Annotated in this window: 29 protein-coding genes; 21 read left to right on the forward strand and 8 right to left on the reverse strand. The window is 71.7% G+C overall.

The window, feature by feature from the left end:
- Positions 1–273: 273 nt before the first annotated feature.
- The 5 genes from EU555_RS13900 to larC all read right to left on the reverse strand — a co-directional run bounded on the left by EU555_RS13900 (position 274) and on the right by larC (position 4,493).
- Positions 274–495, reverse strand: coding sequence for a hypothetical protein (locus EU555_RS13900; RefSeq protein WP_135415232.1), 222 nt, complete (start codon positions 493–495; stop codon positions 274–276).
- An 81-nt stretch (positions 496–576) separates the two neighbouring features.
- Positions 577–1,692 carry an aldo/keto reductase gene (locus tag EU555_RS13905; RefSeq protein WP_135415233.1) on the reverse strand — a complete coding sequence of 372 codons (1,116 nt, stop codon included), beginning with the start codon at positions 1,690–1,692 and terminating at the stop codon, positions 577–579.
- 16 nt (positions 1,693–1,708) lie between these two features.
- A complete protein-coding gene (larB, locus tag EU555_RS13910; RefSeq protein WP_135415234.1) occupies positions 1,709–2,386 on the reverse strand; it encodes a nickel pincer cofactor biosynthesis protein LarB in 678 nt (225 codons plus the stop codon).
- Positions 2,383–3,210: an ATP-dependent sacrificial sulfur transferase LarE gene (larE, locus tag EU555_RS13915; protein ID WP_135415235.1), complete on the reverse strand. Its 828-nt coding sequence runs from the start codon at positions 3,208–3,210 to the stop codon at positions 2,383–2,385. Before larE ends, larB begins: the two co-directional genes overlap by 4 nt.
- Entirely contained in the window at positions 3,207–4,493 is a 1,287-nt protein-coding gene (gene larC, locus EU555_RS13920) for a nickel pincer cofactor biosynthesis protein LarC (protein WP_135415236.1), read from the reverse strand. The genes larE and larC overlap by 4 nt, the downstream gene beginning before the upstream one ends.
- Positions 4,494–4,709: 216 nt before the next feature.
- On the opposite strand from larC, the gene EU555_RS13925 reads away from it, so the two are divergent.
- The 11 genes from EU555_RS13925 (at position 4,710) to atpC (ending at position 15,657) form a co-directional block, all read left to right on the forward strand.
- Positions 4,710–6,293, forward strand: a complete 1,584-nt coding sequence (locus EU555_RS13925) for an aldehyde dehydrogenase (NADP(+)) (protein WP_135415237.1) — start codon at positions 4,710–4,712, stop codon at positions 6,291–6,293.
- Positions 6,294–6,510: 217 nt separating this feature from the next.
- Entirely contained in the window at positions 6,511–6,744 is a 234-nt protein-coding gene (locus tag EU555_RS13930; RefSeq protein WP_135415238.1) for a DUF2171 domain-containing protein, read from the forward strand.
- A gap of 35 nt (positions 6,745–6,779) precedes the next feature.
- Entirely contained in the window at positions 6,780–7,268 is a 489-nt protein-coding gene (locus EU555_RS13935) for a DUF3597 domain-containing protein (protein ID WP_135415239.1), read from the forward strand.
- 446 nt (positions 7,269–7,714) lie between these two features.
- The gene (locus EU555_RS13940; RefSeq protein ID WP_135415240.1) at positions 7,715–8,917 is read left to right on the forward strand and encodes a Zn-dependent hydrolase; all 1,203 of its coding nucleotides are present in this window, start codon (positions 7,715–7,717) and stop codon (positions 8,915–8,917) included.
- A gap of 36 nt (positions 8,918–8,953) precedes the next feature.
- Positions 8,954–9,445, forward strand: a complete 492-nt coding sequence (locus tag EU555_RS13945) for a glutathione peroxidase (RefSeq protein WP_135415241.1) — start codon at positions 8,954–8,956, stop codon at positions 9,443–9,445.
- A 73-nt stretch (positions 9,446–9,518) separates the two neighbouring features.
- A complete protein-coding gene (locus EU555_RS13950; RefSeq protein ID WP_135415242.1) occupies positions 9,519–10,220 on the forward strand; it encodes a DsbA family protein in 702 nt (233 codons plus the stop codon).
- A 376-nt stretch (positions 10,221–10,596) separates the two neighbouring features.
- Entirely contained in the window at positions 10,597–11,169 is a 573-nt protein-coding gene (locus EU555_RS13955) for a F0F1 ATP synthase subunit delta (RefSeq protein WP_135415243.1), read from the forward strand.
- A gap of 64 nt (positions 11,170–11,233) precedes the next feature.
- Entirely contained in the window at positions 11,234–12,763 is a 1,530-nt protein-coding gene (atpA, locus tag EU555_RS13960; protein ID WP_135415244.1) for a F0F1 ATP synthase subunit alpha, read from the forward strand.
- 30 nt (positions 12,764–12,793) lie between these two features.
- Positions 12,794–13,678 carry a F0F1 ATP synthase subunit gamma gene (locus EU555_RS13965; RefSeq protein ID WP_135415245.1) on the forward strand — a complete coding sequence of 295 codons (885 nt, stop codon included), beginning with the start codon at positions 12,794–12,796 and terminating at the stop codon, positions 13,676–13,678.
- Between the two features lie 25 nt (positions 13,679–13,703).
- Positions 13,704–15,161, forward strand: a complete 1,458-nt coding sequence (atpD, locus tag EU555_RS13970; RefSeq protein WP_135415246.1) for a F0F1 ATP synthase subunit beta — start codon at positions 13,704–13,706, stop codon at positions 15,159–15,161.
- A gap of 94 nt (positions 15,162–15,255) precedes the next feature.
- Positions 15,256–15,657 (forward strand): ATP synthase F1 subunit epsilon, encoded by a 402-nt coding sequence (gene atpC, locus EU555_RS13975; protein WP_135415247.1) that lies wholly within the window; start codon positions 15,256–15,258, stop codon positions 15,655–15,657.
- Between the two features lie 71 nt (positions 15,658–15,728).
- On the opposite strand, the gene EU555_RS13980 is transcribed toward atpC, so the two are convergent.
- The 3 genes from EU555_RS13980 to EU555_RS13990 form a co-directional block, all read right to left on the reverse strand.
- Complete coding sequence (locus tag EU555_RS13980) at positions 15,729–17,027, reverse strand: sulfatase-like hydrolase/transferase (RefSeq protein ID WP_167858543.1); 1,299 nt, start codon at positions 17,025–17,027, stop codon at positions 15,729–15,731.
- Positions 17,028–17,426: 399 nt separating this feature from the next.
- Positions 17,427–19,031 (reverse strand): AMP-binding protein, encoded by a 1,605-nt coding sequence (locus EU555_RS13985; RefSeq protein ID WP_135415362.1) that lies wholly within the window; start codon positions 19,029–19,031, stop codon positions 17,427–17,429.
- A 20-nt stretch (positions 19,032–19,051) separates the two neighbouring features.
- Positions 19,052–19,651 (reverse strand): nitroreductase family protein, encoded by a 600-nt coding sequence (locus EU555_RS13990; protein WP_135415249.1) that lies wholly within the window; start codon positions 19,649–19,651, stop codon positions 19,052–19,054.
- Positions 19,652–19,806: 155 nt separating this feature from the next.
- On the opposite strand from EU555_RS13990, the gene EU555_RS13995 reads away from it, so the two are divergent.
- The 10 genes from EU555_RS13995 to EU555_RS14035 all read left to right on the forward strand — a co-directional run bounded on the left by EU555_RS13995 (position 19,807) and on the right by EU555_RS14035 (position 25,728).
- Positions 19,807–20,151 (forward strand): hypothetical protein, encoded by a 345-nt coding sequence (locus EU555_RS13995; RefSeq protein ID WP_135415250.1) that lies wholly within the window; start codon positions 19,807–19,809, stop codon positions 20,149–20,151.
- Between the two features lie 4 nt (positions 20,152–20,155).
- Positions 20,156–20,449: a hypothetical protein gene (locus tag EU555_RS14000; protein ID WP_135415251.1), complete on the forward strand. Its 294-nt coding sequence runs from the start codon at positions 20,156–20,158 to the stop codon at positions 20,447–20,449.
- 10 nt (positions 20,450–20,459) lie between these two features.
- The gene (locus EU555_RS36160; RefSeq protein WP_167858544.1) at positions 20,460–20,633 is read left to right on the forward strand and encodes a hypothetical protein; all 174 of its coding nucleotides are present in this window, start codon (positions 20,460–20,462) and stop codon (positions 20,631–20,633) included.
- 111 nt (positions 20,634–20,744) lie between these two features.
- The gene (locus tag EU555_RS14005; RefSeq protein WP_135415252.1) at positions 20,745–21,146 is read left to right on the forward strand and encodes a SpoIIAA family protein; all 402 of its coding nucleotides are present in this window, start codon (positions 20,745–20,747) and stop codon (positions 21,144–21,146) included.
- Positions 21,147–21,315: 169 nt separating this feature from the next.
- Positions 21,316–21,645 (forward strand): hypothetical protein, encoded by a 330-nt coding sequence (locus EU555_RS14010; protein ID WP_135415253.1) that lies wholly within the window; start codon positions 21,316–21,318, stop codon positions 21,643–21,645.
- 79 nt (positions 21,646–21,724) lie between these two features.
- Positions 21,725–23,146: an SNF2-related protein gene (locus EU555_RS14015; RefSeq protein WP_135415254.1), complete on the forward strand. Its 1,422-nt coding sequence runs from the start codon at positions 21,725–21,727 to the stop codon at positions 23,144–23,146.
- A 211-nt stretch (positions 23,147–23,357) separates the two neighbouring features.
- The gene (locus tag EU555_RS14020) at positions 23,358–23,963 is read left to right on the forward strand and encodes a sulfite oxidase-like oxidoreductase (protein WP_135415255.1); all 606 of its coding nucleotides are present in this window, start codon (positions 23,358–23,360) and stop codon (positions 23,961–23,963) included.
- Positions 23,964–23,973: 10 nt separating this feature from the next.
- Positions 23,974–24,681 carry an FAD-binding oxidoreductase gene (locus tag EU555_RS14025; protein ID WP_135415256.1) on the forward strand — a complete coding sequence of 236 codons (708 nt, stop codon included), beginning with the start codon at positions 23,974–23,976 and terminating at the stop codon, positions 24,679–24,681.
- Between the two features lie 5 nt (positions 24,682–24,686).
- Positions 24,687–25,493: a shikimate dehydrogenase family protein gene (locus EU555_RS14030; protein WP_135415257.1), complete on the forward strand. Its 807-nt coding sequence runs from the start codon at positions 24,687–24,689 to the stop codon at positions 25,491–25,493.
- Positions 25,494–25,539: 46 nt separating this feature from the next.
- Positions 25,540–25,728, forward strand: a complete 189-nt coding sequence (locus EU555_RS14035) for a hypothetical protein (protein ID WP_135415258.1) — start codon at positions 25,540–25,542, stop codon at positions 25,726–25,728.
- Positions 25,729–25,754: the final 26 nt, after the last annotated feature.

Here is a 25,754-nt window from a genome sequence, read left to right on the forward strand (position 1 = left end):
GAAGGAGGGCTCCAGGGATCACTGAGCCTTCTGGAGCCCTCCTTCGAGGCTCCTTTCACGTGCGATCTTCGATCGCCAGCACCTCAGGATGAGGTCGTGGATTGGACGGATTAGACCCATGTGACGCGGTTCTCGGCAATCAAACAGGCTCTCAGGGATAAGACCCCTCTGGAGATCGCGCGCGGAACTCCGTCTCCCGAACGGGAGAGGGAAGACGCGCTCTCCCTTGAAACGGTCGGTTCAGGCGGAAGTTATCTTGCAGAGGGATTTCGCTCACGCCCGCCCCGCCCGCGTCGGCGCGCAGCGCAACACCGCCTCCACCTCCTCCCGCGACCTGCCCCGCACCGCGTAGCCCATCGCCTCGAAGCGCTCGATCAGCGCCGGGCTGTCCTCGGCCGTGCAGGCGGCCCAGGCGGCGAGGCGGTCGTTCATCGTGCGCAACTCGGCGGACGGGTTGCGGGAAGGGGCGGGGATGTCGCTCGTGGAAGCGTTCATGGGGGCGGCCTCGTGCCGGCGTGAAGACGAACGTCAACGCGCCGGCCGCCGTCATGGTTGTGTCATCTCACCCCGCCGGCCTCATTCCATGGTGGGGGCGAGCTTCTTCACCCCCGGCACGTCCTCGCCGAGCCAGGCGGCGTTCTTGGCGGTGCCGTCGAAGGTCGCGCTGGTCTTGAACAGCTCGTACTTGCCCTCGAGCGCGTAGGGCCGGCTGCGGTTGAGGAGTTCCGCCACCGCCGCCTTGTCCATCGGCTTGAACGTCTTCACCGCCTCGAAGGCCTGGTCGAGGTCGCGCTGGTTCTGGATGCCGGTGATGACCACCGCGGTCGGCAGGTTGAGCGAGAAGTGCAGGTACTCGATCGGCTTGATCGGCGCGTCGCTCTTCAGGATCACGCCGTCGCCGAACGTCTTCATGCCGAGCGCCGCGATGCCGTTCTGGACGAGGTAGGGCAGCACGAGGTGGCCGAAGCTGCGGAAATGCGCGTCCATCACGTTGAGGGGCATCTGCACCGCATCGAAGTGGAAGCCGCGCTCGGCCGCCACTTCGAGCATCTGCAGGTGGATGCGCGGGTCCTTGTGGCCGGTGAAGCCGATGTAGCGCAGCTTGCCGGCCTTCTTGGCTTCCTCGAACGCCTCCATGGCGCCGCCCTCGGCGAAGACCCGGTCGGGGTCGTCGTAGCGCAGGATCTCGTGGTGCTGGACGAGGTCGATCCGGTCGGTGCGCAGGCGGCGCAGCGACTGGTCGATCTGCTTCATGGCTTCCTGCTTGGTCCGCCCGTCCATCTTGGACATCAGGAAGACCTTGTTGCGGTAGCCGCCCTGCTCGAGGGCGATGCCCATCCGCTCCTCGGAGCGGCCCTCGTTGTAGTCCCAGCAATTGTCCATGAAGGTGATGCCGCGGTCGACACCCTCGTGGATCAGCCGCGTCGCCTCGGCGTCGGTCACGGCGCTCTTGCCGAGGTGGAAGCCGCCCATGCCGATCGCCGAGATCTTTTCGCCCGTCCGCCCGAAGGCGCGGTAGAGCATCTCGCCCCGGCGCTCGCCGGGATCGGTGACGAGCGGCAGGTCGGCGGGATCCGTGGGCCGGGTGCCGGGGAGCGGGGCGGGCGGGGCGTTCACGGCCGCCCCCGCGCCGCTGGTGACCGCGAGACCGGCCCCGAGGGCCGCGCCCTGCAGGAAGCTGCGACGTTCCATGGGAATTCTCCTTGAGTCATCGGGAGGCCTCCGCGAGCCGGGCTGCCGCGTGGAGCAGGCGCAGGGCCGCGCAGGCGGCGCCGTAGCCGTTATCGATGTTGACGACCGCGATGCCCGGGGCGCAGCTCGCCAGGACCGCGTCGAGGGCGGCGCGCCCGCCCTCCGCGACGCCGTAGCCGACCGAGGTCGGCACCGCGATCACCGCCCCGGCTACGAGGCCGCCCAGGACGCTCGGCAGGGCCGCGTCCATGCCGGCGGCGCAGATCACCACCGGATGGGCCCGGATCTCCTCGATCCGCCGGGTCAGCCGCCATAGGCCCGCGACGCCGACATCGGCGATGAGCGTGGTGGCACGGCCCTGATAGGCGAGGGTGCGCTCCGCCTCGCGCGCCACCGGCACGTCCGAGGTGCCGGCCGCCACGATGGCGATGCGGGCCGGGCCCTCGACCCGCCTCGCCTCGCCGAAGAACGCGGTGCGCGAGACCGGGCAGTAATCGAGCCTGTCCCTGTACCGGAGGGCCGCGAAGCGCTCCGGGTCGAGGCGGGTGACGAGGAAGCGCGCGCCGCGCTCCTCGGCCGCCGCCAGGATGGCGTCGATCTGCGCCGGCGACTTGCCGGCGGCGAACACCGCCTCTTCGAGGCCGATCCGCTCAGGTCGGGCGAAGTCGAGGGTGAACTCGTCCTGCACACTCACCGGGGTGACCCTCCGGGTCGTGAACCGCCGGTCAGGAAGGCGCTGCCGGTACGATAGGGCGCGAAGGAGACCGGTGCGTCGGAGAGCCGGGCCGGGGCGCGCTCGGAGATACGGCGGCCGAGATCGGCCTGCGCCGTCTCCGGCAGGCTGGCGAGGCTCTGGGCATCGAGTTCGACCACGATGCCGGCGGCGCGCACCCGGCAGCGCACCGCACTCCTGGCGCCCGTCACGTCCAGGTCTTCGCCCACGAGCCGCTCGACGGCGTGGATGAAGGCCAGGGTCTCGGGCTCGATGCGGATGCCGGTCTCGACCCGGCTCGACAGGCAGGGCGCGGCCGGCAGCTCCGCCACCGCCCCGAGGCCGAGGTCGCGGGCGAGCGCCCGCACCATCGCCTTGCTGAAGGACGCCTCCACGAAGGGATGGCGCACCCCGTGCTCGCGGGCGGCGTCGAGGCCGGGGCGGTACTCGCCGAGGTCGTCGAGGTTGGCCCCCGAGACGATCCGGCGCTCGGTCACCCGGCGGATCGCCCCGTAGAGGTTGGTCTTGCAGAAGAAGCAGCGGTTGACCGGGTTGTCGCGGTAGGCGGGGTCGGCGAACTCGCCGGCCTCGATCACCCGGAGCCGCCAGCCCTCGCGGGCCGCCTCCGCCCGCACGCGCGCGGTCGCCTCGCCCGGAACCGCCGGAGAGACCGCATGGACCATCAGGGGCGGCTCGGGCGCGGTCCGATGCGCGATCGTCGCGAGCGTCAGGCTGTCGACCCCGCCGCTCACCGCGACGGCAACCGGCCCCAATCCCGACAGGACGGATTCGAGGCGTGCGCTCATCGCTGGTCCTCCGGCAGTTCGAGCGCCAGCCGCTCGGCCTCGCGGCGCAGGTCTTGGCGGGCGGCGTGGCCCTCCGTGCCCATCGCGTCGTCGGCCTCGGCCTTGGCGGTGCGCCCGCCCGGCCGCTCGACGCTCTTCACCCGCACGGGCCGGCCCGCCACCTCGACGGTGTCGAGGCGCCGCCGGAGCGCCGCGCCCGAGACGGTGTGGTGGCGAAGGCCGATCGTGGTGGTCTCGCGGAAGCAGGCCTCGATCGCCTCCTCGATCGCGTCGGCCCGGGCGAGCGCCCGGACATGGGTCATCATCCGGCCCTTCTTGCCGAAGACCGGCATCTGCACGACGTCGAAGATCTTGGGGTGCGCCCGTAGCCGGTCGAGCCCCATGGCGAGGTCCTCCGCCGACTGGTCGTCGACCTCGAACTCGATGATGCCGAGCTCGCGGTGGCCGGGCGATCCGGTCTCGCCCTGCTCCTCGAAGGCCAGCACCCGCAGGACGTTGCTCAGGCCCGGCAGCACCTTGGTGCCGAAGCCGAGGCCGCTGCGCAGGAGGCGGCGCGGCCCGCTCCTGCGGGGCTGGTCGTCGCAGAGGTGGCGCAGGATCGCGGCGCCCGTCGGTGTCACGCGCTCGCCCGGCACGCCGTCGTCGACGGTGAGGAAGCCTTGGAGGAGCAGCGCGGTGGCCGGCGCGGGGACGGGCAGGGGCCCGTGCTGGGTCCGCACCCGGCCGGAGCCAAGGGGCAGGGCCGAGACGGACCAGGCCGTGGCACGAAGCGCGTCGACGAGATGCGCCGCCGCCACGATGTCGGCGATCGAGTCCCAGGCCCCGACTTCGTGGAACGCCACCTCCTCGACCGGGATGCCGTGCACCCGCGCCTCGGCCTGCGCCAGGTGCCCGAAGATCGCGAGCGCGTGGGCGAGCACGGCGGGGGAGAGCCCGCTCGCCTCGAGGTCGCGCCTGATCCCCGACCAGTGCCGGTGCGCGTGGCGGCCGCCGTCGTGGTGGTGGTGGCCGTGACGCTCGTGGTGCTCGTCGTGGCGGTGATGGTGGTGGCCATGGTCGTCGGCCGGATGCTCCGGCGCCTCGCCCTCCGGACCCGTCACGGCGAAGCGCCGGCCCTGGAGCACGCCGTCGCCGTGGGCGAGGAGCGTGCAGGCGGTGCGGCCGCGACTCGCCCGCGCCACGCTCTCGCGCACGCCCGCCTCGTGCTCCGGAAAGGCGTCCAGGAGGGCCGCCACGACCATGTCGCCGGCCACGCCTCCGACGGCGTCGAGATGAATCTGCATCGGGTCCTTCGATCGGGTTCGTCCCGGCGGCGTTAGACCTGTAACGCCGGTCGGGGGCACATCGGCCCAATGACCCCCACGGCAAGCGCCGGCCCCTCGGGACAGACCGTCGCAGCGGGGACGGCGCCGAATTTTCTCGGGCAGCCGGTGGATCATCCCCCGCCCGGCGGGGCATAAGCCCGCCCCACACCCGCCACACAGGAGAGGACGCGACCCATGCCCATCACCGGAGAGAACCTGATCGGCGCCGCGACCCGCCGCGGCGCAGGCGAGACGTTCCGCGCCGTCGAGGCCGCGACCGGCAACAGCCTGGAGCCGGCCTTCGCCTCGGCGACGCCCACCGATGTCGAGCGGGCCTGCGCGCTCGCCGCCGAGGCCTTCGACAGCTACCGCGAGACCTCGCTCGAGGACCGTGCCCGCTTCCTCGAGGCGGTGGCGGACGCCATCGTCGCCATCGGCGACGAGCTGATCGTGCGCTGCATGGCCGAGAGCGGCCTGCCGCGGGCGCGCCTCGAGGGCGAGCGCGGCCGCACCGTCGGCCAGCTCAAGATGTTCGCCGGGGTGGTGCGCGACGGCGGCTTCCTCGAGGCCCGCATCGATCCGGCCCAACCCGACCGCAAGCCGCTGCCGCGCCCGGACCTGCGCCTGCGCCAGATCGCCGTCGGCCCGGTCGCGGTGTTCGGCGCCTCGAACTTCCCGCTCGCCTTCTCGGTCGCGGGCGGCGACACCGCCTCGGCGCTCGCCGCCGGCTGCCCGGTGGTCGCCAAGGCGCACCCCGCCCATCCCGGCACCTCGGAGCTCGTCGGCCGCGCGGTGCAGGCGGCGGTGAAGGAATGCGGCCTGCCGGAGGGCGTGTTCTCGCTCCTCATGGATTCCGGCATCGCGGTCGGCCAGGCGCTGGTGGCCGATCCGCGCATCGCGGCGGTCGGCTTCACCGGCTCGCGCCGCGGCGGCGTCGCGCTGATGCAGGCGGCGGCTGCCCGCACGCAGCCGATTCCCGTCTATGCCGAGATGAGCAGCATCAACCCGGTCGTCCTGCTGCCGGCGGCGCTCGAGGCCCGCGGCCGCGACATCGGCCGTGCCTTCGTGGGCTCGCTCACCCTCGGCTCGGGCCAGTTCTGCACCAATCCGGGCCTGATCCTGGCGGTGGAGAGCGCCGGCCTCGACGGCTTCCTGCAGGCGGCCTCCGCCGCCCTCAGGGAGACCCAGGCCGCCACGATGCTGACGCCCGGCATCCACAAGGCCTATTGCGCCGGCGTCGCGGCGCTCGAGGCCAACCCCGCCGTGACCACGCTGGCGCAGGGCCTCGCCGGCGGCACGCATCAGGGCCAGGCGGCGCTCTTCTCCACCACGGCGCAAGCCTTCCTCGCCGACCACAGTCTCGCCGAGGAGGTCTTCGGCGCCGCCTCCCTGGTGGTGCGCTGCCCCGACCTCGCGGCGATCCGCGCGGTGCTGGAGCGGCTGGAGGGCCAGCTCACCGCGGCCGTGCATCTCGACGAGGGCGACCACGACGCCGCCCGGGCGCTGCTGCCGGTGCTGGAGCGCCGGGTCGGCCGCATCCTGGTCAACGGCTTCGGCACCGGCGTCGAGGTCGGCCACGCGATGGTGCATGGCGGGCCCTACCCGGCGACCTCGGACGGCCGCACCACCTCGGTCGGCAGCCTGGCGATCCACCGCTTCCTGCGGCCCGTGAGCTACCAGGATCTCCCCGAGGCCCTGCTGCCGGCGGCTCTGCGCGACGGCAACCCGCTCAAGCTGTGGCGGCGGCAGGACGGGAAACTCGTGGCGCCGGGGGCGTGAGCCGTCTCCCGGCGGGCGCAGGGCTGTCGGGATACGAGACTGGCGCGGGATCCCCTCTCCCGTGTGGGAGAGGGGATCCCGTGCCTGATCCTTAGAGGATTGGAGAGGGGTAACCCGCGCCTCGTCCGGCGGACGCCGGAACGCCCCCGCGCACCACAGGGCCCGGAACTCACCCCCTGTATCCCCGTTGGTCGCCGCATCAGCAGGAGCGCGCGCCATGGTCGATACCAGCAGCATCAAGGAGCACATGCCGGTCGTCGGCTCCGACGGCGGCCATGTCGGCACGATCGACCACCTCGACGGGCAGCGGATCAAGCTGACCAGGACCGACCCGGCGGCGGGCGGACGCCATCACTTCATCCACGTCGATTCCATCGCCAGCGTCGAGGGCGGGCAGGTGCGCCTCAACCGCACCACCGACGAGGCCAAGGACGAGTGGGCGACGGCCTGAGGGCTTTCAGCCGAGCGCGCGCGAGGAGCATGACGATGAGCATCTTCGGGTCGATCATGACCAGGATCTTCGGCGGCCCCGCGGCCGCCCAGGCCGCCGCCCCGCACGCGGCCGAGATGCCGACCGTCGCGGCGGGGGGCGGCACCGGCCGGGGCGGGCCGTCCGGCGGCGCGAGCAGCGCCGCGGTCCCGGCGATGAGCGGGGCGCCGTCCCCGGTGGCCAACGACCCGACGGCGGGCACGCCGGCCGGGGTGGATGTCGGCGCGGTGCTGCGGGACCTCGCCGCCCGGTCGGGGCAGACGCTCGACTACCGGCGCTCGATCGTCGACCTGATGAAGCTGCTCGGTCTCGACAGCAGCCTGCCGGCCCGCCAGGAGCTGGCGCGCGAGCTGCACTATCCCGGCGACACGGGCGATTCCGCCGCGATGAACGTCTGGTTGCACGGGCAGGTGATGCGCAAGCTCGCCGAGAATGGCGGCCATGTCCCGAAGGAGCTGATGCCGGACGACCGGCCGCAGGCCTAACCGGGGGGTATCTTGCGGCGGAGCGGTGATCCGCCAAGGGACGGACGGGCGATCGTGCGGCAGGTTGCCAACGGATGATGCAACCCGACGCGCATCTTTGAGTTAGGTTAACGATCCTGGACGAAAAAAGGGCCGCCCACGAGAAGGCGGCCCGAGTCTGGGGAGGAAACGCCCGAGGAGGGCGCGAGCAGCGCAGCGGCATCGCCACCGCCCTGCACAGGACAAACCCGGTCCCCTGCCGCGCGGTTCCCGGGCGGGAACTGCGACCAAGGTCCGCTCTCGCGGGCCTTTTTTTTGCCGCGTTCGGCTGAAGCGGCCGCCCCATGGCAGTGTGTTAGATCTTGCGGATCAGATCGTGATGGTATGGATCGTGCGACCGCATCCGGGATCGCGACCCTGACCGCGCCCGCGCGGTCCGGCGGCAACCCCGACACGTCTTGAGTCCCATGCCCGAGATCGACACGAAGGCCTTCCTGCGCGGCCTGCACGAATTGCGCGGAATCGGCCGTTTCCGCACCGGCGTGCACCGTCCGACCTACTCGCCCCAGGACATGGAGTCCCGTCGCTGGCTGATGCGGCGCCTGGAGGAATGCGGGCTTGCGCCCACGATCGACGGCGTCGGGACCGTTCTCGGGCGGCATCCGGGGCGAGGCCCGCACCTCCTCGTCGGCAGCCACATCGAGAGCCAGAACGAGGCCGGCTGGCTCGACGGGGCGCTCGGCGTCGTGGCCGGGATCGCGCTGGCCCGGGCCGGGCTGCCGGTCGACGTCATCGCCTTCGCGGACGAGGAGGGGCATTTCGACGTCGGCTTCCTCGGCAGCCGCTCGGCCATCGGCGAGGTGACCGAGGCCGAGATCGACCGGAGCCGCAACCGCACCGACGGCACGCCCCTGCGCGAGGCGCTGTCCGCCGCCGGTCTCGCCGGCCTGCCGCGGATGCAGCTCGAGGCCGGGCGCTACCGCGGCTTCCTCGAGATGCATATCGAGCAGGGCACGCAGCTCGAATCGGCGGCTTTGCGCCTCGGGATCGTGACCGGCATCGTGGCGATCTGGCAGTGGCGGATCGTCATCGAGGGCCAGCAGGACCATGCCGGCGGCACCACCATGGCGGAGCGCCGGGATGCGGGGCTCACCGCCGTGCGCCTGCTCGCCGCCATCGACCAGGCCTTCCCGACGGTCTGCGGCGAGCGCAGCACCTGGACCACCGGCCGCATCAGCCTCGATCCCGGCGCGCCGAGCATCATCCCGGGCCGGGCCGAGATCCTGTTCCAGTTCCGCGACGTTTCCGTGCCGGTGCTGGAGCGGATGGAGGCGACCCTGCGGGCGCTGATCCGCGAGAGCAACCGGCGCGAGCGCTGCACCGCGACCCTCCAGGAAATCTCCCGCGCCACCCCGGCCCTGTGCGATCCGGGCCTGATGGGGGCGCTCACGCAGGCGGCCGAGGCCCTGTGTCCCGGCGGCTGGCAGGCGATGCCGTCCGGCGCCGGCCACGACGCGCAGAACGTCGCCAAGGTGATGCCCGCCGCGATGCTGTTCGTGCCCTCGATCGGCGGCATCAGCCATCACTGGGCCGAGGACACGAAGGAGGACGACCTGGCTCTCGGCGTGCGGGTGCTGGGGGCGGCGGCCGAGCGGGTGCTGGCGGGGTAAGGAGACCCTGGCTGCCGGGTGGGGCATAAGCGGACCATGAGCACGGTCCACGATTTCGCCCCCGCCGCCCCGGACGGCACGCCCCATCCGCTGGCGCAGTACCGCGGCAAGGTGCTCCTCGTCGTCAACACCGCATCGCGCTGCGGCTTCACCCCGCACTATGCCGGTCTTGAGGCGCTGTGGCGCCGCCACCGCGACGCGGGCCTCGTGGTGCTGGGCTTTCCCTGCAACCAGTTCGGCGCCCAGGAGCCGGGCGACGCGGAGGAGATCGCCCGGTTCTGCACCGTGAACTACGACGTCACCTTCCCGCTCCTCGCGAAGGTCGAGGTCAACGGCGCGAAGGCCGAGCCGCTGTTTGCCCACCTCAAGGAGGCCAGGCCGGGTCTCCTCGGGACCCGGGCGATCAAATGGAACTTCACCAAGTTCCTGGTTGGCCGCGACGGGCGGGTGATCGCGCGCTTTGCGCCTCGGGTGACGCCGCAGGCCTTGGAGGCGGCGGTGGTGAAGGCGCTGGCGGAGGCGGCGTGAGGCCATCATCCGGCCAAAATGGCCGAGCTAGTCCCATGGGGTGACGAGGTCCCGTCGCCCTGGACGCAGAACCATGCCGCTCTCCCGCCGCACCCTCCTTGCCGCCTCCCTGGCGGCCATCCCCGCCCTCGCCACCAGGGCCCAGGCGCAGGCCGAGGGACAGTGGCGCGCGGTCACCGGCGACAACGGCCAGCCGATCCCCAACACCCGCCTGCCGGGCGAGCTCGCCTCCGAGATCGGCCGTCTGCGCGGCGTGACCTGGCTCGGGCCGCGGGAGGCCTCGGTCACGCTCTACGAGTTCTTCGACTACAACTGCCCGTGGTGCCGGGCGGCGGCGCGCGACCTCGACGACCTGGTCACGACCAACCCGGACCTGCGGCTGGGCCTCGTCAACAACCCGATCCTCTCGGTGCAGTCGGCCCAGGCCGCGAAGGTGGCGCTGGCGGTGCAGCGCGCCGGCGGCTCGCCGGCGACCGCGAAGCTCTACGCCACGCTCCTCGGGCCCGGCACATCCGGGCGCATCGACGGGCCCCGGGCGCTCGACGCCGCGGCGCGCCTCGGCCACGACCGGGCGGGGATCGAGCAGGCGGCGGATTCGGACGAGGTGCGGGACGCCCTCAAGGAGCAGATGCGGCTCGCCGCGAATCTCGGCCTGCACGCGACCCCGTCCTACGTCGTCGGCACCTCGGCGCTGCTCGGCTATCCGGGACCCAGGAGCCTCGCCCGGGTGATCGCGGCGGTGGCCGAGTGCGACGAGATCGCCTGCGCGAGCTGATCCGCCCCGGCGGGAAGGCAGAATCGTTCGGAAACCCGGCCGAAACCTGTGCACGGCCGGAGACCGGCGCCGCGCGCCGCCATCGGCGCGACCCCCGCGCGCGATCCGACCATCGTCGAACCGGCGCCGCCGGACCATCGCGGGGCACCCTCGGGCGGGTTTAAGCCCACGCCCCGCCTCGCGATTGCGCGCGCGCCCGCTCGCCTTGCGCCCCCCGTGAACCCATGCTAGGCCGGCGCCGCGCCGGGGGAGGGGGCTGTCTCCTCGCGCCGGAGCCTTTCCCATCATCGACGGGCCGCGCGCCGCCGCCGCTCTTTTCCAAGACCGGCGCGATGCGGCCGGACCCGTCGGGCCAGGACACGAAGAGAGAGCGCTGGTGGCTCAGAACGCATCGGAATCGGGTTCTCCCCTGGCGGGCGTGGCCGGGCGGTACGCCTCGGCGTTGTTCGAGCTCGCCCGCGACGAGCGGGCCGTCGACGCGGTGGCCGAGGGGCTCGATCGGTTCGACGCCCTGCTGGCCGAGAGCGCCGACCTGCGGCGCCTCGTGCGCAGCCCGGCCTTCTCGGCCGAGGACCAGGTCAAGGCGATCGAGGCGGTGCTTGCCAAGGCCGGGATCCAGGGCCTGGCCGCCAACTTCATCCGCCTGTCGGCCGCCAACCGCCGGCTCTTCGCCCTGCCGGACATGATCCGCGCCTATCGCGAGCTGGTGCGCGAATCGAAGGGCATCGTCCGCGCCGAGGTGCGGCTCGCCGAGCAGCCGTCCGACGCGGTGCTCCAGGACATCAAGGCGTCCTTGCGTGACGTCGCCAAGGCCGAGGTCGACCTCGACCTGCGCATCGACCCGAGCCTGATCGGCGGCATCGTCGTCAAGCTCGGCAGCCGCATGGTCGACGCCTCCTTGCGCACCAAGCTCAACAGCATCCGCCTGGCGATGCAGGGCGCCCGCTAAGGCCCCCGACGCACCCGCCGCTTCTGAACAACGCCCGACACCGAAAGAACGAGGGAAGGTCCAGATGGACATCCGTGCCGCCGAGATCTCCGCCATCCTGAAGGAGCAGATCAAGAACTTCGGCCAGGAGGCCGAAGTCACCGAGGTCGGTCAGGTCCTGTCGGTCGGCGACGGCATCGCCCGCGTCTACGGCCTCGACAACGTCCAGGCCGGCGAGATGGTCGAGTTCGAGTCGGGCGTGCGCGGCATGGCCCTGAACCTCGAGCAGGACAATGTCGGCGTCGTGGTGTTCGGCGCCGACCGCGAGATCAAGGAAGGCCAGACCGTCAAGCGCACCGGCGCCATCGTGGACGTGCCGGTCGGCAAGGGCCTGCTCGGCCGCGTCGTCGACGCGCTCGGCAACCCGATCGACGGCAAGGGCCCGATCGTGGCGGAGGAGCGCCGCCGGGTCGACGTGAAGGCCCCGGGCATCATCCCGCGCAAGTCGGTGCACGAGCCGATGGCGACCGGCCTCAAGGCGATCGACGCCCTGATCCCGATCGGCCGCGGCCAGCGCGAGCTGATCATCGGCGACCGCCAGACCGGCAAGACCGCCGTCGCCCTCGACACCATCCTGAACCAGAAGCCGGCCCATGCCGGCACCGACGAGAAGGCCAAGCTGTACTGCGTCTACGTCGCGGTCGGCCAGAAGCGCTCCACCGTCGCCCAGTTCGTGAAGGTGCTGGAGGATAACGGCGCCCTCGAATACTCGATCGTCATCGCGGCCACCGCCTCGGACGCCGCGCCGATGCAGTTCCTGGCGCCGTTTGCCGGCTGCGCCATGGGCGAGTATTTCCGCGACAACGGCATGCACGCCGTGATCGTGTACGACGATCTGTCGAAGCAGGCCGTGGCCTACCGCCAGATGTCGCTGCTGCTGCGCCGCCCGCCGGGCCGCGAGGCCTATCCGGGCGACGTGTTCTACCTGCATTCCCGCCTGCTCGAGCGCGCCGCCAAGATGGGCGACGCCGCCGGCGCCGGCTCGCTGACCGCGCTGCCGGTCATCGAGACCCAGGCCAACGACGTCTCGGCCTATATCCCCACCAACGTGATCTCGATCACCGACGGCCAGATCTTCCTTGAGACCGACCTGTTCTACCAGGGCGTGCGCCCGGCGGTGAATGTCGGCCTCTCGGTGTCCCGCGTCGGCTCCGCCGCCCAGACCAAGGCGATGAAGTCGGTCGCCGGCAAGATCAAGGGCGAGCTGGCGCAGTACCGCGAGATGGCGGCCTTCGCGCAGTTCGGCTCGGACCTCGACGCCTCGACCCAGAAGCTGCTCAACCGTGGCGCCCGCCTGACCGAACTCCTGAAGCAGCCGCAATTCTCGCCGCTGAAGATGGAGGAGCAGGTCGCGGTGATCTATGCCGGCGTGAACGGCTACCTCGACGCGGTCCCGGTCAACCGGGTCCGGGCCTTCGAGGACGGCCTGCTCTCGACCCTGCGCACCCGCCACGCCGACCTGCTCGACACGATCCGCACCTCGAAGGAGCTGTCGGCCGACAGCGGCGCCAAGCTGAAGGGCGTGGTCGAGTCCTTCGCCAAGTCGTTCCAGTAAGCTTCCGGCTCGACAGCAAGGGACTCTCCGATGCCGAGTCTGAAGGACCTGCGCAATCGCATCACCTCGGTGAAGGCGACCCAGAAGATCACCAAGGCGATGCAGATGGTCGCCGCCGCCAAGCTGCGCCGGGCGCAGAATGCGGCGGAGAGCGCCCGGCCCTACGCCGAGCGCATGGCCCAGGTGCTCGGCAACCTCGCCGCCAACCTGACCCCCGGGGCGGAGACGCCCCGGCTGCTCTCCGGCACCGGCCAGGACCGCACCCACCTGCTCCTCGTCTGCACGGCGGAGCGCGGCCTGTGCGGCGCATTCAACTCCTCGATCGCGCGTCTCGCCCGCGACCATGCCCGCCGCCTGATGGCGGAGGGCAAGACGGTCAAGATCATCTGCGTCGGCAAGAAGGGCTACGACGTCCTGCGTCGCGAGTTCCGCGACCAGATCATCGAGCTGATCGAGCTGCGCGGCGTGCGCCAGCTCGGCTTCGAGAATGCGGAAGGCATCGCCCGCAACCTGCTCGGCCGCTTCGACGCGGGCGAGTTCGACATCGCCACGCTGTTCTACTCGCGCTTCCGCTCGGTGATCGCCCAGATCCCGACGGCGCAGCAGATCATCCCGGCCGAGATCGCCACGACCGCGGCCGCCAGCGGCGCCTCGGCCGATGCGGTCTACGAGTACGAGCCGGGCGAGGGCGAGATCCTGGCTGCCCTGCTCCCGAAGAACCTCACCGTTCAGATCCTCCGGGCGCTCCTGGAGAACGCCGCCTCCGAGCAGGGCGCGCGCATGGGCGCCATGGACAGCGCCACGCGCAACGCCGGCGAGATGATCAAGAAGCAGACCTTGATCTACAACCGGACGCGCCAGGCGATGATCACCAAGGAGCTGATCGAGATCATCTCGGGCGCCGAGGCGCTCTGACCGCACGTAATCAGGGATTAGCATCATGGCGAACACTGCCACCCCCGGCGCCGGCTCGAACAAGGTCGGCCACATCACCCAGGTCATCGGCGCGGTCGTCGACGTGCAGTTCGAGGGCCACCTGCCCGAGATCCTGAACGCCCTCGAGACCAGGAACCAGGGCAACCGCCTCGTCCTCGAGGTCGCCATGCAGCTCGGCGAGAACACCGTGCGCTGCATCGCCATGGACACCTCCGAGGGCCTGGTCCGCGGCCAGGAGGTCACCGACACCGGCTCGCCGATCCGCGTGCCGGTCGGCAACAACACGCTCGGCCGCATCATGAACGTCATCGGCGAGCCGATCGACGAGGCCGGCGAGATCAAGACCGAGGCGCTCCGCGCCATCCACCAGCCGGCCCCCTCCTATGCCGAGCAGTCGACCGAGGCGCAGATCCTCGTCACCGGCATCAAGGTGGTGGACCTGCTGGCTCCCTACGCCAAGGGCGGCAAGATCGGCCTGTTCGGCGGCGCCGGCGTCGGCAAGACCGTGCTGATCATGGAGCTCATCAACAACATCGCGAAGGCCCATTCGGGCTATTCGGTGTTCGCGGGCGTGGGTGAGCGCACCCGCGAGGGCAACGACCTCTACCACGAGATGATCGAGTCCAAGGTGAACATGGACCCCAAGGAGCACGGCTCCGCGGAAGGCTCCAAGTGCGCCCTGGTCTACGGCCAGATGAACGAGCCCCCGGGCGCCCGCGCCCGCGTCGCGCTGACCGGCCTCACCGTCGCCGAGCACTTCCGCGATGAAGGCCAGGACGTGCTGTTCTTCGTCGACAACATCTTCCGCTTCACGCAGGCGGGCTCGGAAGTGTCGGCGCTGCTCGGCCGCATCCCCTCGGCGGTGGGCTATCAGCCGACGCTCGCCACCGACATGGGCGCCCTGCAGGAGCGCATCACCACCACCACCAAGGGCTCGATCACCTCGGTGCAGGCGATCTACGTGCCGGCCGACGACCTGACCGACCCGGCGCCCGCCACCTCCTTCGCCCACCTCGACGCCACGACCGTGCTGTCGCGCTCGATCGCCGAGAAGGGCATCTACCCGGCGGTGGACCCGCTCGACTCGACCTCGCGCATGCTCTCGCCGGCAATCCTCGGCGAGGAGCACTACACCGTCGCCCGCCGGGTCCAGCAGGTGCTGCAGCGCTACAAGGCGCTCCAGGACATCATCGCGATCCTCGGCATGGACGAGCTGTCCGAGGAGGACAAGCTGACGGTCGCCCGCGCCCGCAAGATCGAGCGCTTCCTGAGCCAACCGTTCCACGTCGCCGAGATCTTCACCGGCTCGCCCGGCAAGCTCGTGGCGCTCGAGGACACCATCAAGGGCTTCAAGGGCCTGGTGGACGGCGAGTACGACAACCTCCCGGAGGCGGCCTTCTACATGGTCGGCTCGATCGAGGAGGCCAAGGAGAAGGCCCAGCGCCTCGCCGCCGCGGCCTGATCGGCAACGTCCAAAGCGGGCCCGGCCTCACGGCCGGGCCCTTTCGCGCAAAGCCCCTTCTTGCGTCTGCCGAAACCGGAATCGACCTGACCCCATGGCCACCTTCCAGTTCGACCTCGTCGGCCCCGAGCGGATCCTCTATTCCGGCGCGGTCGATGCCGTGCAGCTGCCGGGCTCCGAGGGTGAGATGACGGTGCTGCCCGGGCACGCGCCCGTGCTCACCACCCTCAAGACCGGCATGCTGGTCATCACCGAGAGCCCGCAGCACGGCAAGCGGGTGCTGGTGCGCGGGGGCTTCGCCGAGATCAACGCCACCTCGCTCACCGTGATCGCCGAGCGCGCGACCCCGGTCGAGGAGCTGACGCCCGAGATCATCGACGCCGACATCGCGGCGGCCGAGCTCCAGTACGACGCCACCGACGATTACGACCGCAAGCGCGACATCGAGGGTCAGATCGCCCAGCTGCGCGAGGCCAAGGTGGCGCTGAGCTTCTGATCGCCGAGCTGTCGGCGAGGGACGTCGCGAAAGGGGCGGCGGGATCGAGGAATCCCGCCGCCCCTTTCGCGTCAGGGCAGGGCGGCGGTCGCGACCGGGAGCGGCGAGAGCCGGATCCAGGCGACCTGACCCGGCTCGAAGCCCTCGCGGGCGGCCCGGCGCCACAGCGGCGGGGCGTGGTCGCCGACGAGCAGGATCTCGGTGCCCGGGTGGGCGAGGGCGAGACGGGCGACCGCCCCGAACAGGTCCTGCCAGATCTCCACCATGGCGCAGACCTCCGCGTCGGCGAACACGCTGCCTGGCCGCCCGCAGCCCAGCCTCGGCGTCGCCAGCCCGCCCGGTACCGGCACGTGCGAGTTCAGCGTGAGCCAGTAGACGAACGAGGCCTGCCCTTCCCGCATTTCGGCACCGACCGCCTCCACCAGGTCGGTGTCGCAGGGGCCCGGGAAGGGGCCTGGGCAGCGGCGGGCGAAACGCGGCGCCAGGGCCTCGCCGAACAGGCTGCGCTGGAAGCCCACTTGCGGGTACCATCGCGCGCGGTCGTAGAACCCGGCGTGGAAGCCGTGCACCGCCGCCGTCCGGTAGCCGCGGGCGGCGAACCGCTCGGGCAGGCAGGCCGGGTCCTCCCCGCCAAGGAGCTGCCGGGGCCCGCCATAGGTCCGGCACAATTCGCGCATCTCGCCCGAGGCGGTCGCGCCGAAGAAGGGGCTCGTGCCGGTCGCCACCGCGTAGAGCTGGCGCAGCGCCGGATCCTCGAACGGCGCCGTCAGGACCGCGCGCTGGGCCGGATCGCGCAGGACGCCGAGGCTCTCGACCATGACCAGCAGGACCCGGCGGGGTGGTCGCGTCTGGTCGGGCAGGGCGTCGAATCCGGACTGGATGCTGGCCGACTCGAACGGCTTGGCGGCGCTCGCGAGCGGGCCGAAATCGTAGGCCGCCGAACCGTTGAGCACGGCGTCGCCGATCAGCAGCGCTGCCGCGGCCGCCGCGAAGACGGGACGGCTGCCCCGTCGCATCGCCGCGCCGGCCCGGACCATGAAGGCCAGGTATGCAGCCGTGGAACCGAGGAGCGCCAGGGCGAGGCCGGCATAGAGGGGCGAGGCCAGGAGGCCGACAAGCACGCGTGAGTCGATCAGGTCCACGAGGACCGGCAGGCCGAGGAAGAACATCCGGTCGATGACGAGGACGACGTCGAGGATCAGCACCGGCAGGCAGAGCAGCCCGAGCAGCCAGCCCGGGATCCGCCCCGCCAGGAGGCCGAGGGCGGCGTAGAGCGCGATGGCGCTCGTGCGTGGGGGAACGCCCGCCACGAGGCCCGCGACCAGCGCGAGGGCGTTCGGCAGCAGCAGGCCGCCGACGAGCAGGAGCATGCTGTTCCGGTTCCGCATGGCGGCGACCGGAACGTCTCGGAGAGGTCGCAGAGGCACGGAGCAGATCGCAGGTGTATGACGCTGGGGCAGGTAGAATTTTTCGCCTGCCACGCGTTAACAAGCGATTGCAATACGACGACATCCATGGACTAACTGTAGGTAATCAGTCTTGTTTATGGTCGTTCGACGGTCCAGACATTGCCACTCGCGCGTGAAGCGATCGAGTGCAAGATTGTTTTGCAATCAAATCAATGGTTTTCGAAGAAGACGATGTTCTTGTTCTGACAAGTCTTCGCTGCATTGGCGGTGCGCGGCTCGCCTCCGCCCTGCCGTGATGCAGAGGCGCGACCCGCCGTCTCGCCACGGCCGAGTTCCGATCGTTGATCCGGCTCGATGGCCCTACGCCTCGTCCCGCAGCACCCGACGGATGATCTTGCCGGTGGTGGTGAGCGGCAGGCTGCCCCGGAAGGCGATCTCGCGCGGGTATTCGTGGGCCGAGAGGCGGGTGCGCACGAAGGCCTGGATCTCGGCCGCGAGTGCGTCGGAGGCCGTGTGACCGGGGCGCAGCACCACGAAGGCCTTGACGATCTCGGTGCGGACCGGGTCGGGCTTGCCGACCGCGGCGGCGAGCGCCACCGCCGGGTGGCGCAGGAGGCAATCCTCGATCTCGCCCGGGCCGATGCGGTAGCCCGACGAGGTGATGACGTCGTCGTCGCGCCCGACGAAGTGGACGTAGCCGTCCGCATCGACCCGGCCCTGGTCGCCAGTGGTCATCCAGTCGCCCGAAAGTCCATCGCTCAGGAACTTCCTCGTCGTGGCGTCGGGGTCGTTCCAGTAGCGCAGGAACATCACCGGGTCGGGCCGGGCGACGGCGATCTGGCCGGTCTCGTCGATGGAAGCCGGGCTGCCGTCCGGGCGGATCACCGCCACCCGGTGGCCGGGCACGGGACGGCCGGTCGAGCCCGCCCGCGCGACGCCGATCGCCGCGCAGGAGGCGAGCACCAGGTTGCACTCGGTCTGGCCGTAGGCCTCGTTGATGGTGAGCCCGAGCGCGCCCTTCGCCCAGTGGAACGTCTCCGGCCCCAGCATCTCGCCGGCGGAGGCCAGGGTGCGCAGCGCGCGAAGGTCGAAGCGCCGGCGCGGATCCTCGACGATGCGCAGCATCCTGAGCGCCGTCGGCGGCACGAAGGCATTGGCGACCGAGAGGTCGGCCATCAGCCGGAAGGCCTCCTCGGGGTCGAACTTCTCCGCCTTGCGCGCCACCACGGCGACGCCGTGATGCAGGCTCGGCAGGAGCGCGTTCAGCAGGCCCCCGGCCCAGGCCCAGTCCGCCGGTGTCCACATCCGGTCGCCGGCCTTCGGCATGAACTCGTGCATCATGGCGAAGCCCGGCAGGTGGCCGAGGAGCACCCGGTGGCCGTGCAGCGCGCCCTTCGGCGGGCCGGTGGTGCCGGAGGTGTAGATCATCAGGGCCGGGTCGTCGGCCAGGGTGTCGACCGGGACGAGGTCGGGCGAGGCCGCCGCCATCAGGTCGGCATAGCCCAGCGCCCCGTCCGACGCCCCGTCGGTCGAGACGAGGAGATCGAGGTCCGGCAACTCGCCGCGCAGGGGCGTCAGCTTGGCGACCCCGGCCGCATGGGTCACGACCGCCTTCGCGCCGGCGTCGCGCAGCCGGTGGAGCAGGCCCTCGGGCCCGAACACCACGGCGAGCGGGAGCGCCACGGCGCCGAGCTTATAGATCGCCAGGTGGGCCACCACCACGGCGGGCGATTGCGGCAGCAGCACCGCCACCCGGTCGCCGGCTTGGACGCCGTGAGCGCGAAGCGCGTTCGCGAAGCGGTTCGAGGCCTCGCGCAGGGCGGCGTAGGTCCAGGTCTCGACCCGGCCGTTCGCGGCGACGTCGAGGATCGCCGGGCGCTCCGGGTCGGCCGCGGCCCAGCGGTCGCAGACGTCGACCGCGATGTTGTAGCGGTCCGGGATCCGCCAGCGGAACCCGGAGACCATCGCGTCGTAGGAGGTGGGGCTCACGCCTCGCCCGTCGGGAACCCGCCCTCGAAGGCGATGGCGGAGAGGGGGTTGCGGCCGCTCGGGGCCTCGCGGGCGCGGATGCCCTCCGGCAGGATCGCCGGGTCGCCCCGGCGCCCGACCGCGTAGGCGGCCTCGACCCGGTGGTGGGGCGGCAGCCCGAGGGCGGCGGGCGCCCGCTCCTGATCGAACCCGACCATGCCGTGGGCGTGCCAGCCCATCCGGATCGCCTGGAGCTGGAAATGGGCCGAGGCGGTGCCGGCATCGAAGGAGTGGCTGTAGGAGGGCTGCGGCCCGTCCTTGCCGGGCATCATCTCGTTCGAGACCAGGAAGACCAGCGCGCCGGCATTCTTCGCCCAGCCCTGGTTGAACGGCACCAGCAGGCCGAGGAGCGTCTCCCAGGCGGGCGTGTCGCGTAAGCCGTAGACGAAGCGCCAGGGCTGCGAGTTGTAGGACGAGGGGGCCCAGCGCGCCGCCTCGATCATCGTCATGAGGTCGGCCTGCGGCACCGCCTCGCCGGTGAAGGCGCGCGGCGACCAGCGCTCGAGAAACAGCGGGTCGATCGGGTGGTCGGCGGTGCGGGAATTGGCGGATGTCACGGGCGGACGATCTCCGTGGGACTCGCGCCGTCCTGCCAGCAAGCGCGGCAATTGTCACGGGGGGAGCGGGCGGGGTCGGGCCTGACCCGCAGAAACCACATGCCGCGCCCCGTGTTGTCTCCGACACGACGAGACCGCCGCAACAGGAGATGGCCATGGCGAAGACGGATCAGGCGCGGCCCTCGCTGCGCGATTTCGACCCCTATACCGACCGCAACGGCCAGGACATGGGGCAGGATTCTCCCCTCGACCTCGGGGTGCCGCAGCGGACGCAGAGGGACATGGACCACGACCCGATGGGCGAGGCCCGCGACGCCCGGATCGCCTCGGACTTCTATCGCCGCGACGCGATCGGCGCGATCGACGGCAGCCAGGCCACCGCGGACGAGACGCCGCCCGAGAACCTGCGCCGCATCAGCGACCCCTCGACCGGCAGCCCGGCCACCAGCGAGGCGATCGACCGGGCGACCGCGTCTTTGGGCAAGGACGAGGAGGGGTGAGGCGATGACACGCAAGCCCGACGACGTGGTGGGCAGCCGCGGCGAGCCGGCTGCCGGCGGCGGCCACCAGACGCCCGAGCAGGCGGCGATCACCCGGCAGGGGAGCGGCGGCCGCGACGAGGCCGAGCGGACGCGCGAATGGTCCTCGGCCGGCACGCCGGGCCGGCCGCCGGTCTCGGTCGGCGGCAGCTCCGGCGGCCATTCCGACCAGGTCGCCGCGCAGGGGCCCGCGGAGGGGAAGAAGGTCGCGGACGGCGCATACCGGACCGAGAGGACCGGCGGCAAGGTCGATTGGTGAGGAGCATGGCATGGCGGAGCGCAAGGACGACCGGGGCGGCAAGCCCGCCCGCGAGGACACGATCACGGCGGACGACCTGAAGGGCGTCGCGGCGGTGCCGCAGGACGGCGAGGGCGAGGCCAACACATCAGGCGCCAATGCGGGCGACCGGCAGAAGGTCGAGGTCGACCCGGGAACGGGGTAGGGGATCGACGGAGCTTCGGCATGCCGGCTCCCGGCTCCGGCACGACGAAGCCCCGTCCTTCCCGGCTTTCGGCTTCCCGACACGACCCGCAGAGACGCCGCGGAGGCTTCCATGAGCGCAGCACCAGACGGTTCGATCATCCGGCGCGACGCGCCCCGGCCCGACCTCATCGCCTTCGAGATCAAGGACAGGATCACGAAGCCGGATATCGAGTGGATGTCGTCGATCGCCGACGCGGCCATGACGACGCACGGCAAGATCGACATGCTGCTCATCATGTCGAACTACGAGGGCTCCGATCTCGGCGCGCGGTTCGACGGCTACGCCAGCGGAGTCATGGCCCGCTCGGTCGCGCATATCCGGAACTACGTGGTGGTCGGCGCGCCGATGTTCGCCCGCGCCATGATCACGCTGTCGGGTGCGGTCCTGCCGGTCGAGACCAAGACCTTCGACCTGTCGGAGGAGGCTGCGGCCTGGGCGTACCTCGCCGAGGCCGGGCCGGCTAAGGATTGATCGTGCCCGGGGCGGCAGGATGCGACGCCGCTCCGTGATGGACCGAGCCTGTAATTCGCTCTCCGCTTGATCTATTCCGATCAGAACAAAGCGCGGGATCCCCTCTCCCGTGTGGGAGAGGGGAGGCGCGCTCGATCTTTATTGAGACGGAGCAAGCGGAAATCATTTCATGGATTGGGGAGCCGCGGCCTACCGGGCGCGCCGGCACATCGGGGCGCGTAGGCGTATGGTCTCCGACCGGGAGTGCCTCGCGCTGATCGACATGTTCGCCGAGCGTCGGACCGTGACCAAGGCCGAGATGCGCCAGCACGGATCGGACGATTTCGTCGCGACCGTCCTCGGCCACGTGACGACGGCCGTTCACGGCAAGGGCCACGTGCCGGCGATCAACGGGTGGTACCGGCGGGACGAGGCCGGGACAGGCTACGTCATCGACCCTGGCTTCGCCGTCGCCTGGCGGGCGGCGAGGGCCTGCGAAGGACCGCTGCCGCGGGCGTGAGGTGCCCGGAGGTCGGTTGACGGCTGGCCCGCGGGATCGCGGACTTGAGCCCCGCCCCGGCCGCCGGCATAGGGGCGCCATGACCTTCCTCCCCGACGCCCCCCGCCTGATCCCCCGTCCGCATCAGGTCGAGGCGATCCGCGCCATCCTGGCGGCGCGGGCGGAGGGGCGGCCCGGGTTCCTCCTCGGCGACATGACCGGGCTCGGCAAGACGCTGTCCGTGTGGGGGGCCGTCGCGGCGATGCCCGAGAGCGCCGTGCTCATCGTCTGCCCGAAGGGGGCGATGCCGCAATGGCGGCGCACGATCCGGGGTTCGGGGCTGGCGACCAAGGACGTGACGCTCCTCAACTACGAGCGCACCAAGTCCCTGCTGGCTCTTCCCGCCGCCAGCGCCCGCCGCTCGGTGCGGGCGAAGAACAACGAGCTCGCCAAGCTCGGGCAACCGAAGCGGGTCTGGCCGATCGTGGTGTTCGACGAGGCCCACCGCCTGCGCAACCCGAACTCGCAACAGGGCCAGGCCTGCCGGCGGATGGCCGAGGCCGCACGCTTCACGATCTATGCCAGCGCCACCGCCGGCCAGGCGCCGCACGAACTGTCCTATCTCGGCACGCTGCTGGGCCACGCCGTCGGCCGCCCGGTCGAGACGATGGCCGATTTCCGCGCCCTGATGCAGCACCTGAAGATCGGCCGGGCCAAGGGGCGCTGGCAGAACTGGTCCTGGGAGCCGAACGCCCGCGACGCGGAGACGATGGCCGGCCTGCTCTATCGCGGCGCCGACGCGATCGGGCTGCGGCGGCGGCCCGCCGACATCGCGGGCTGGCCCGAGGTGCAGCGGGACCTCGCCCCCACCGCCCTCGATGCGGCGGCCAAGCGCCTCTACGACGCGACCTGGCGCGAGTTCCGCCGGGAATGGGGCCTGTCGGGCGGCTCGAACCGGCGCGCCGCCGGCTGGGCGGCGGATCTGCGCTTTCGCCAGAAGGCGAGCCTGATCCGCGTCGCCGGCACGCTCGACCTCGCCGAGGACCTGCTCGAGGCCGGCGAGCAGGTCGCGGTCTCGGTGGCGTTCCTGGAGACCGGTGCGGCGCTGGCCGCGGGCTTCACCGGCCGCGGCTGGCGCGCCGGCACCATCGACGGCACGCAGACGCCTGAGGCCAACGAGGCGGTGCGGGTGGCCTTCCAGCGGGGGGAACTCGACGCGGTGGTGTTCACCGTCACCGAATCGATCTCGCTCCACCGCAACGAGCTGCCGGGCGGCGAGCGGCCGCGCAGCCTGATCATCCACGACATGCGCCACAGCGCGATCCAGCTCAGCCAGATCGAGGGCCGCTGCCACCGCGACGGCGAGCGCGCCGCGATCCTGTTCGCCTACGCGGAAGGAACGGTCGAGGAGCGGGTGGCCGCGACCGTGATCGCCCGCATGGCGGGGATGGACAGGATGGCCGGGGAGGATACCTCCCTCCTCGACGCCATCGCGCGGATCATCGATGGTGAGGCCGAATGATCCCTCGGCCTTCGAGGGCCGAGCAAGCCCGGCTAGCGCACCGCCCGATCGCGTTGCAATCGGACTGTGCGCTAGGTTTCTGATTTTGCCGCATTTTCTTCGACGAACCGCTGTCCACTTCGTCGGAAAATGCTCTACGCGTCGGCCCCGATGCGCCGGACGTCCTGCCATCGGCACGGCGACGACAGGACAGGAGGAGAGGAGAAGCCTGATGGTGACGCGAGGGTTCACGGGGCGCCGCCCACCGCGGCCGGACGCGGAGCGGCTGCCGCCGGGCCAGTACCTCACCGACGACTTCCCGGTGCTGCAGCTCGGGCCGACGCCGAAGATCGACCTCGCGCGCTGGCGCTTCACCCTGCGCGAGGGGGCCAAGCCCCTGACGAGCTGGACCTGGGAGGAGTTCGAGGCCCTGCCGCGGACCCGCTGGGCGGGCGACATCCACTGCGTCACCAAGTGGTCGAAGTTCGACACCGCCTGGGAGGGCGTGACCTTCGACGACATCCTGGCGGCAGCCGGGATCGAGGCGCCGACCGCCTACCTGCTCGCGGAAGGCTACGACGACTACACCACCAACGTGCCGGTGGCCGACCTCGCCGGCGGCAAGGGCATGGTGGCGACCCGCTACGCCGGCGAGGCGATCCCGCCCGACCATGGCGGACCCGCCCGTCTGCTGGTGCCGCACCTCTACTTCTGGAAGAGCGCCAAGTGGGTGAAGGGCCTGCGCTTCACGCAGAAGGACGAGGCCGGGTTCTGGGAGCTGCGCGGCTACCACATGTACGGCGATCCCTGGCGCGAGCAGCGCTTCACCGGCGATTGAGCGGCATTCCATGGCCCTGACCTGGCAGGAGGCGCGGATCACCGCCGCCGCCCCCGAGACGCCGCGGGTGCGGCGCCTGACGCTCGCGGTCGGCTGGTCGCGGCCGTTCCGGGCCGGCCAGCACGTCGACGTGCGCCTGACCGCACCGGACGGCTACCAGGCCCAGCGCAGCTACTCCATCGCCTCGTCCCCGTCGCGGCCGGAGGCGATCGACCTCCTGATCGAGCGCCTCGACGACGGCGAGGTCTCGGGCTTCTTTGCCGACGTGGCCGAGCCCGGCGATGCGATCGAGCTGCGCGGGCCGATCGGCGGCGCCTTCGTGTGGGATCCCCCGCAGGGCGGGCCGCTCCTCCTCGTCGGCGGCGGCTCGGGCGTGGTGCCGCTCCTCAGCATACTGCGCCACCGCGCCGAGGCGGCGCCCGCGGTGCCGGCGCTCCTGCTCTACTCGGCCCGGACGCAGGAGGAGGTGATCGCCCGCGAGGAGCTGATCCGCCGCGACGCCGAGGAGCCGGGTTTCCGGCTGATGCTCACCCTCACCCGGGTGCCGGGCGGCCGACGCCTCGATGCGGGCCGGATCGGCGAGGCCCTCGCCGCCCTGGGTCAGCCCGCCCACACCTTCGTGTGCGGGGCGAACCCCTTCGTCTCCGCCGTCTCCGACCTCCTGGTCGAGGCCGGCCTGCCGCCCCAGACGATCCGCACCGAGCGATTCGGAGGTTGAGCGCGATGCTCGAGATCACCGGCCACACGCGCGTCTTCGGGATCCTCGCCGACCCGATCCACCAGGTGAAGGCGCCGCAGGGGCTCAACCGCATCATGGCCGAGCGCGGCGTCGATGGCGTGATGGTGCCGTTCCACGTCGCCTCCGCCGACCTCGCGACGGTGCTGACGGGCCTGCGGGCGGTGAAGAGCTTCGGCGGCGCGATCGTCACCGTGCCGCACAAGACGGCGATCGTGCCGCTCCTCGATGCCGTCAGCGACGCGGCCCGGCTCGTCGGGGCGGTCAACGCCGTGCGGCGCGAGCCCGACGGCCGGCTCGTCGGCGAGATCCTCGACGGCGCCGGCTTCGTCGCGGGCCTGCGGGCGGCCGGCCACGACTTGCGCGGCCGCAGCGCCTACCTCGCCGGGGCGGGCGGGGCGGCGAACGCCATCGCCTTCGCGCTGGCGGAGGCGGGGATCGCCCGCCTGACGGTCCACAACCGCACCGCCGCGCGGGTGGAGGACCTCTTCGGCCGCCTGCGCCGGCTCTTTCCCGACCTGCCGCTGGCGAGCGGCGATCCCGACCCGACGGGGCACGACCTCGTGGTCAACGCCACCTCGCTGGGCCTGCGCCCCGACGATCCCCTGCCGCTCGACGCGAGCCGGCTCGCGCCGGGCCAGCGCGTGGCCGAGATCATCATGCAGCCGGCCGAGACCAGGCTGCTGCGCGAGGCGGCGGCGCGGGGCTGCCGCACCCATCCGGGCCTGCCGATGCTGGAGGGTCAGCTCGCCCTGATGGCGGATTTCCTCGGCATGGTGCCGCCCGCCCGCTGAGGCGCCGCGACGCGCACCGTGCCCTCCGGGCTCGCCGAGACCTGGGGTGCCGCGGCGGTCGGCGGCGACCGGCGACGCCGATGCGACCGTGGCGGCCCGGCTGCGGCGGGAGACCGTGACGGCGCAGAACGAGGCGAAGGGCGGCTTGCCCGCCGAGACGGCCGCGACGTGGATCGCGGCGAACCGCGCCACGGATGGGGTGGCTGAAGCAGCGGCGGGCGTCCTGGCGGCGTGAAAGGGACGGTGCGGCGGCCGGCGGGG

Source organism: Methylobacterium nonmethylotrophicum (assembly GCF_004745635.1).
Taxonomy (GTDB): Bacteria; Pseudomonadota; Alphaproteobacteria; order Rhizobiales; family Beijerinckiaceae; genus Methylobacterium; species Methylobacterium nonmethylotrophicum.

Bases quoted from the DNA above. Each gene is read 5' to 3' on its own strand.
- EU555_RS13900 (WP_135415232.1), bottom strand. From the start codon at position 495: ATGAACGCTTCCACGAGCGACATCCCCGCCCCTTCCCGCAACCCGTCC.
- EU555_RS13905 (WP_135415233.1), bottom strand. From the start codon at position 1,692: ATGGAACGTCGCAGCTTCCTGCAGGGCGCGGCCCTCGGGGCCGGTCTC.
- larE (WP_135415235.1), bottom strand. From the start codon at position 3,210: ATGAGCGCACGCCTCGAATCCGTCCTGTCGGGATTGGGGCCGGTTGCC.
- larC (WP_135415236.1), bottom strand. From the start codon at position 4,493: ATGCAGATTCATCTCGACGCCGTCGGAGGCGTGGCCGGCGACATGGTC.
- EU555_RS13925 (WP_135415237.1), top strand. From the start codon at position 4,710: ATGCCCATCACCGGAGAGAACCTGATCGGCGCCGCGACCCGCCGCGGC.
- EU555_RS13930 (WP_135415238.1), top strand. From the start codon at position 6,511: ATGGTCGATACCAGCAGCATCAAGGAGCACATGCCGGTCGTCGGCTCC.
- EU555_RS13935 (WP_135415239.1), top strand. From the start codon at position 6,780: ATGAGCATCTTCGGGTCGATCATGACCAGGATCTTCGGCGGCCCCGCG.
- EU555_RS13940 (WP_135415240.1), top strand. From the start codon at position 7,715: ATGCCCGAGATCGACACGAAGGCCTTCCTGCGCGGCCTGCACGAATTG.
- EU555_RS13945 (WP_135415241.1), top strand. From the start codon at position 8,954: ATGAGCACGGTCCACGATTTCGCCCCCGCCGCCCCGGACGGCACGCCC.
- EU555_RS13950 (WP_135415242.1), top strand. From the start codon at position 9,519: ATGCCGCTCTCCCGCCGCACCCTCCTTGCCGCCTCCCTGGCGGCCATC.
- atpA (WP_135415244.1), top strand. From the start codon at position 11,234: ATGGACATCCGTGCCGCCGAGATCTCCGCCATCCTGAAGGAGCAGATC.
- EU555_RS13965 (WP_135415245.1), top strand. From the start codon at position 12,794: ATGCCGAGTCTGAAGGACCTGCGCAATCGCATCACCTCGGTGAAGGCG.
- atpD (WP_135415246.1), top strand. From the start codon at position 13,704: ATGGCGAACACTGCCACCCCCGGCGCCGGCTCGAACAAGGTCGGCCAC.
- atpC (WP_135415247.1), top strand. From the start codon at position 15,256: ATGGCCACCTTCCAGTTCGACCTCGTCGGCCCCGAGCGGATCCTCTAT.
- EU555_RS13980 (WP_167858543.1), bottom strand. From the start codon at position 17,027: ATGCTCCTGCTCGTCGGCGGCCTGCTGCTGCCGAACGCCCTCGCGCTG.
- EU555_RS13985 (WP_135415362.1), bottom strand. From the start codon at position 19,031: ATGGTCTCCGGGTTCCGCTGGCGGATCCCGGACCGCTACAACATCGCG.
- EU555_RS13995 (WP_135415250.1), top strand. From the start codon at position 19,807: ATGGCGAAGACGGATCAGGCGCGGCCCTCGCTGCGCGATTTCGACCCC.
- EU555_RS14000 (WP_135415251.1), top strand. From the start codon at position 20,156: ATGACACGCAAGCCCGACGACGTGGTGGGCAGCCGCGGCGAGCCGGCT.
- EU555_RS36160 (WP_167858544.1), top strand. From the start codon at position 20,460: ATGGCGGAGCGCAAGGACGACCGGGGCGGCAAGCCCGCCCGCGAGGAC.
- EU555_RS14005 (WP_135415252.1), top strand. From the start codon at position 20,745: ATGAGCGCAGCACCAGACGGTTCGATCATCCGGCGCGACGCGCCCCGG.
- EU555_RS14010 (WP_135415253.1), top strand. From the start codon at position 21,316: ATGGATTGGGGAGCCGCGGCCTACCGGGCGCGCCGGCACATCGGGGCG.
- EU555_RS14015 (WP_135415254.1), top strand. From the start codon at position 21,725: ATGACCTTCCTCCCCGACGCCCCCCGCCTGATCCCCCGTCCGCATCAG.
- EU555_RS14020 (WP_135415255.1), top strand. From the start codon at position 23,358: ATGGTGACGCGAGGGTTCACGGGGCGCCGCCCACCGCGGCCGGACGCG.
- EU555_RS14025 (WP_135415256.1), top strand. From the start codon at position 23,974: ATGGCCCTGACCTGGCAGGAGGCGCGGATCACCGCCGCCGCCCCCGAG.
- EU555_RS14030 (WP_135415257.1), top strand. From the start codon at position 24,687: ATGCTCGAGATCACCGGCCACACGCGCGTCTTCGGGATCCTCGCCGAC.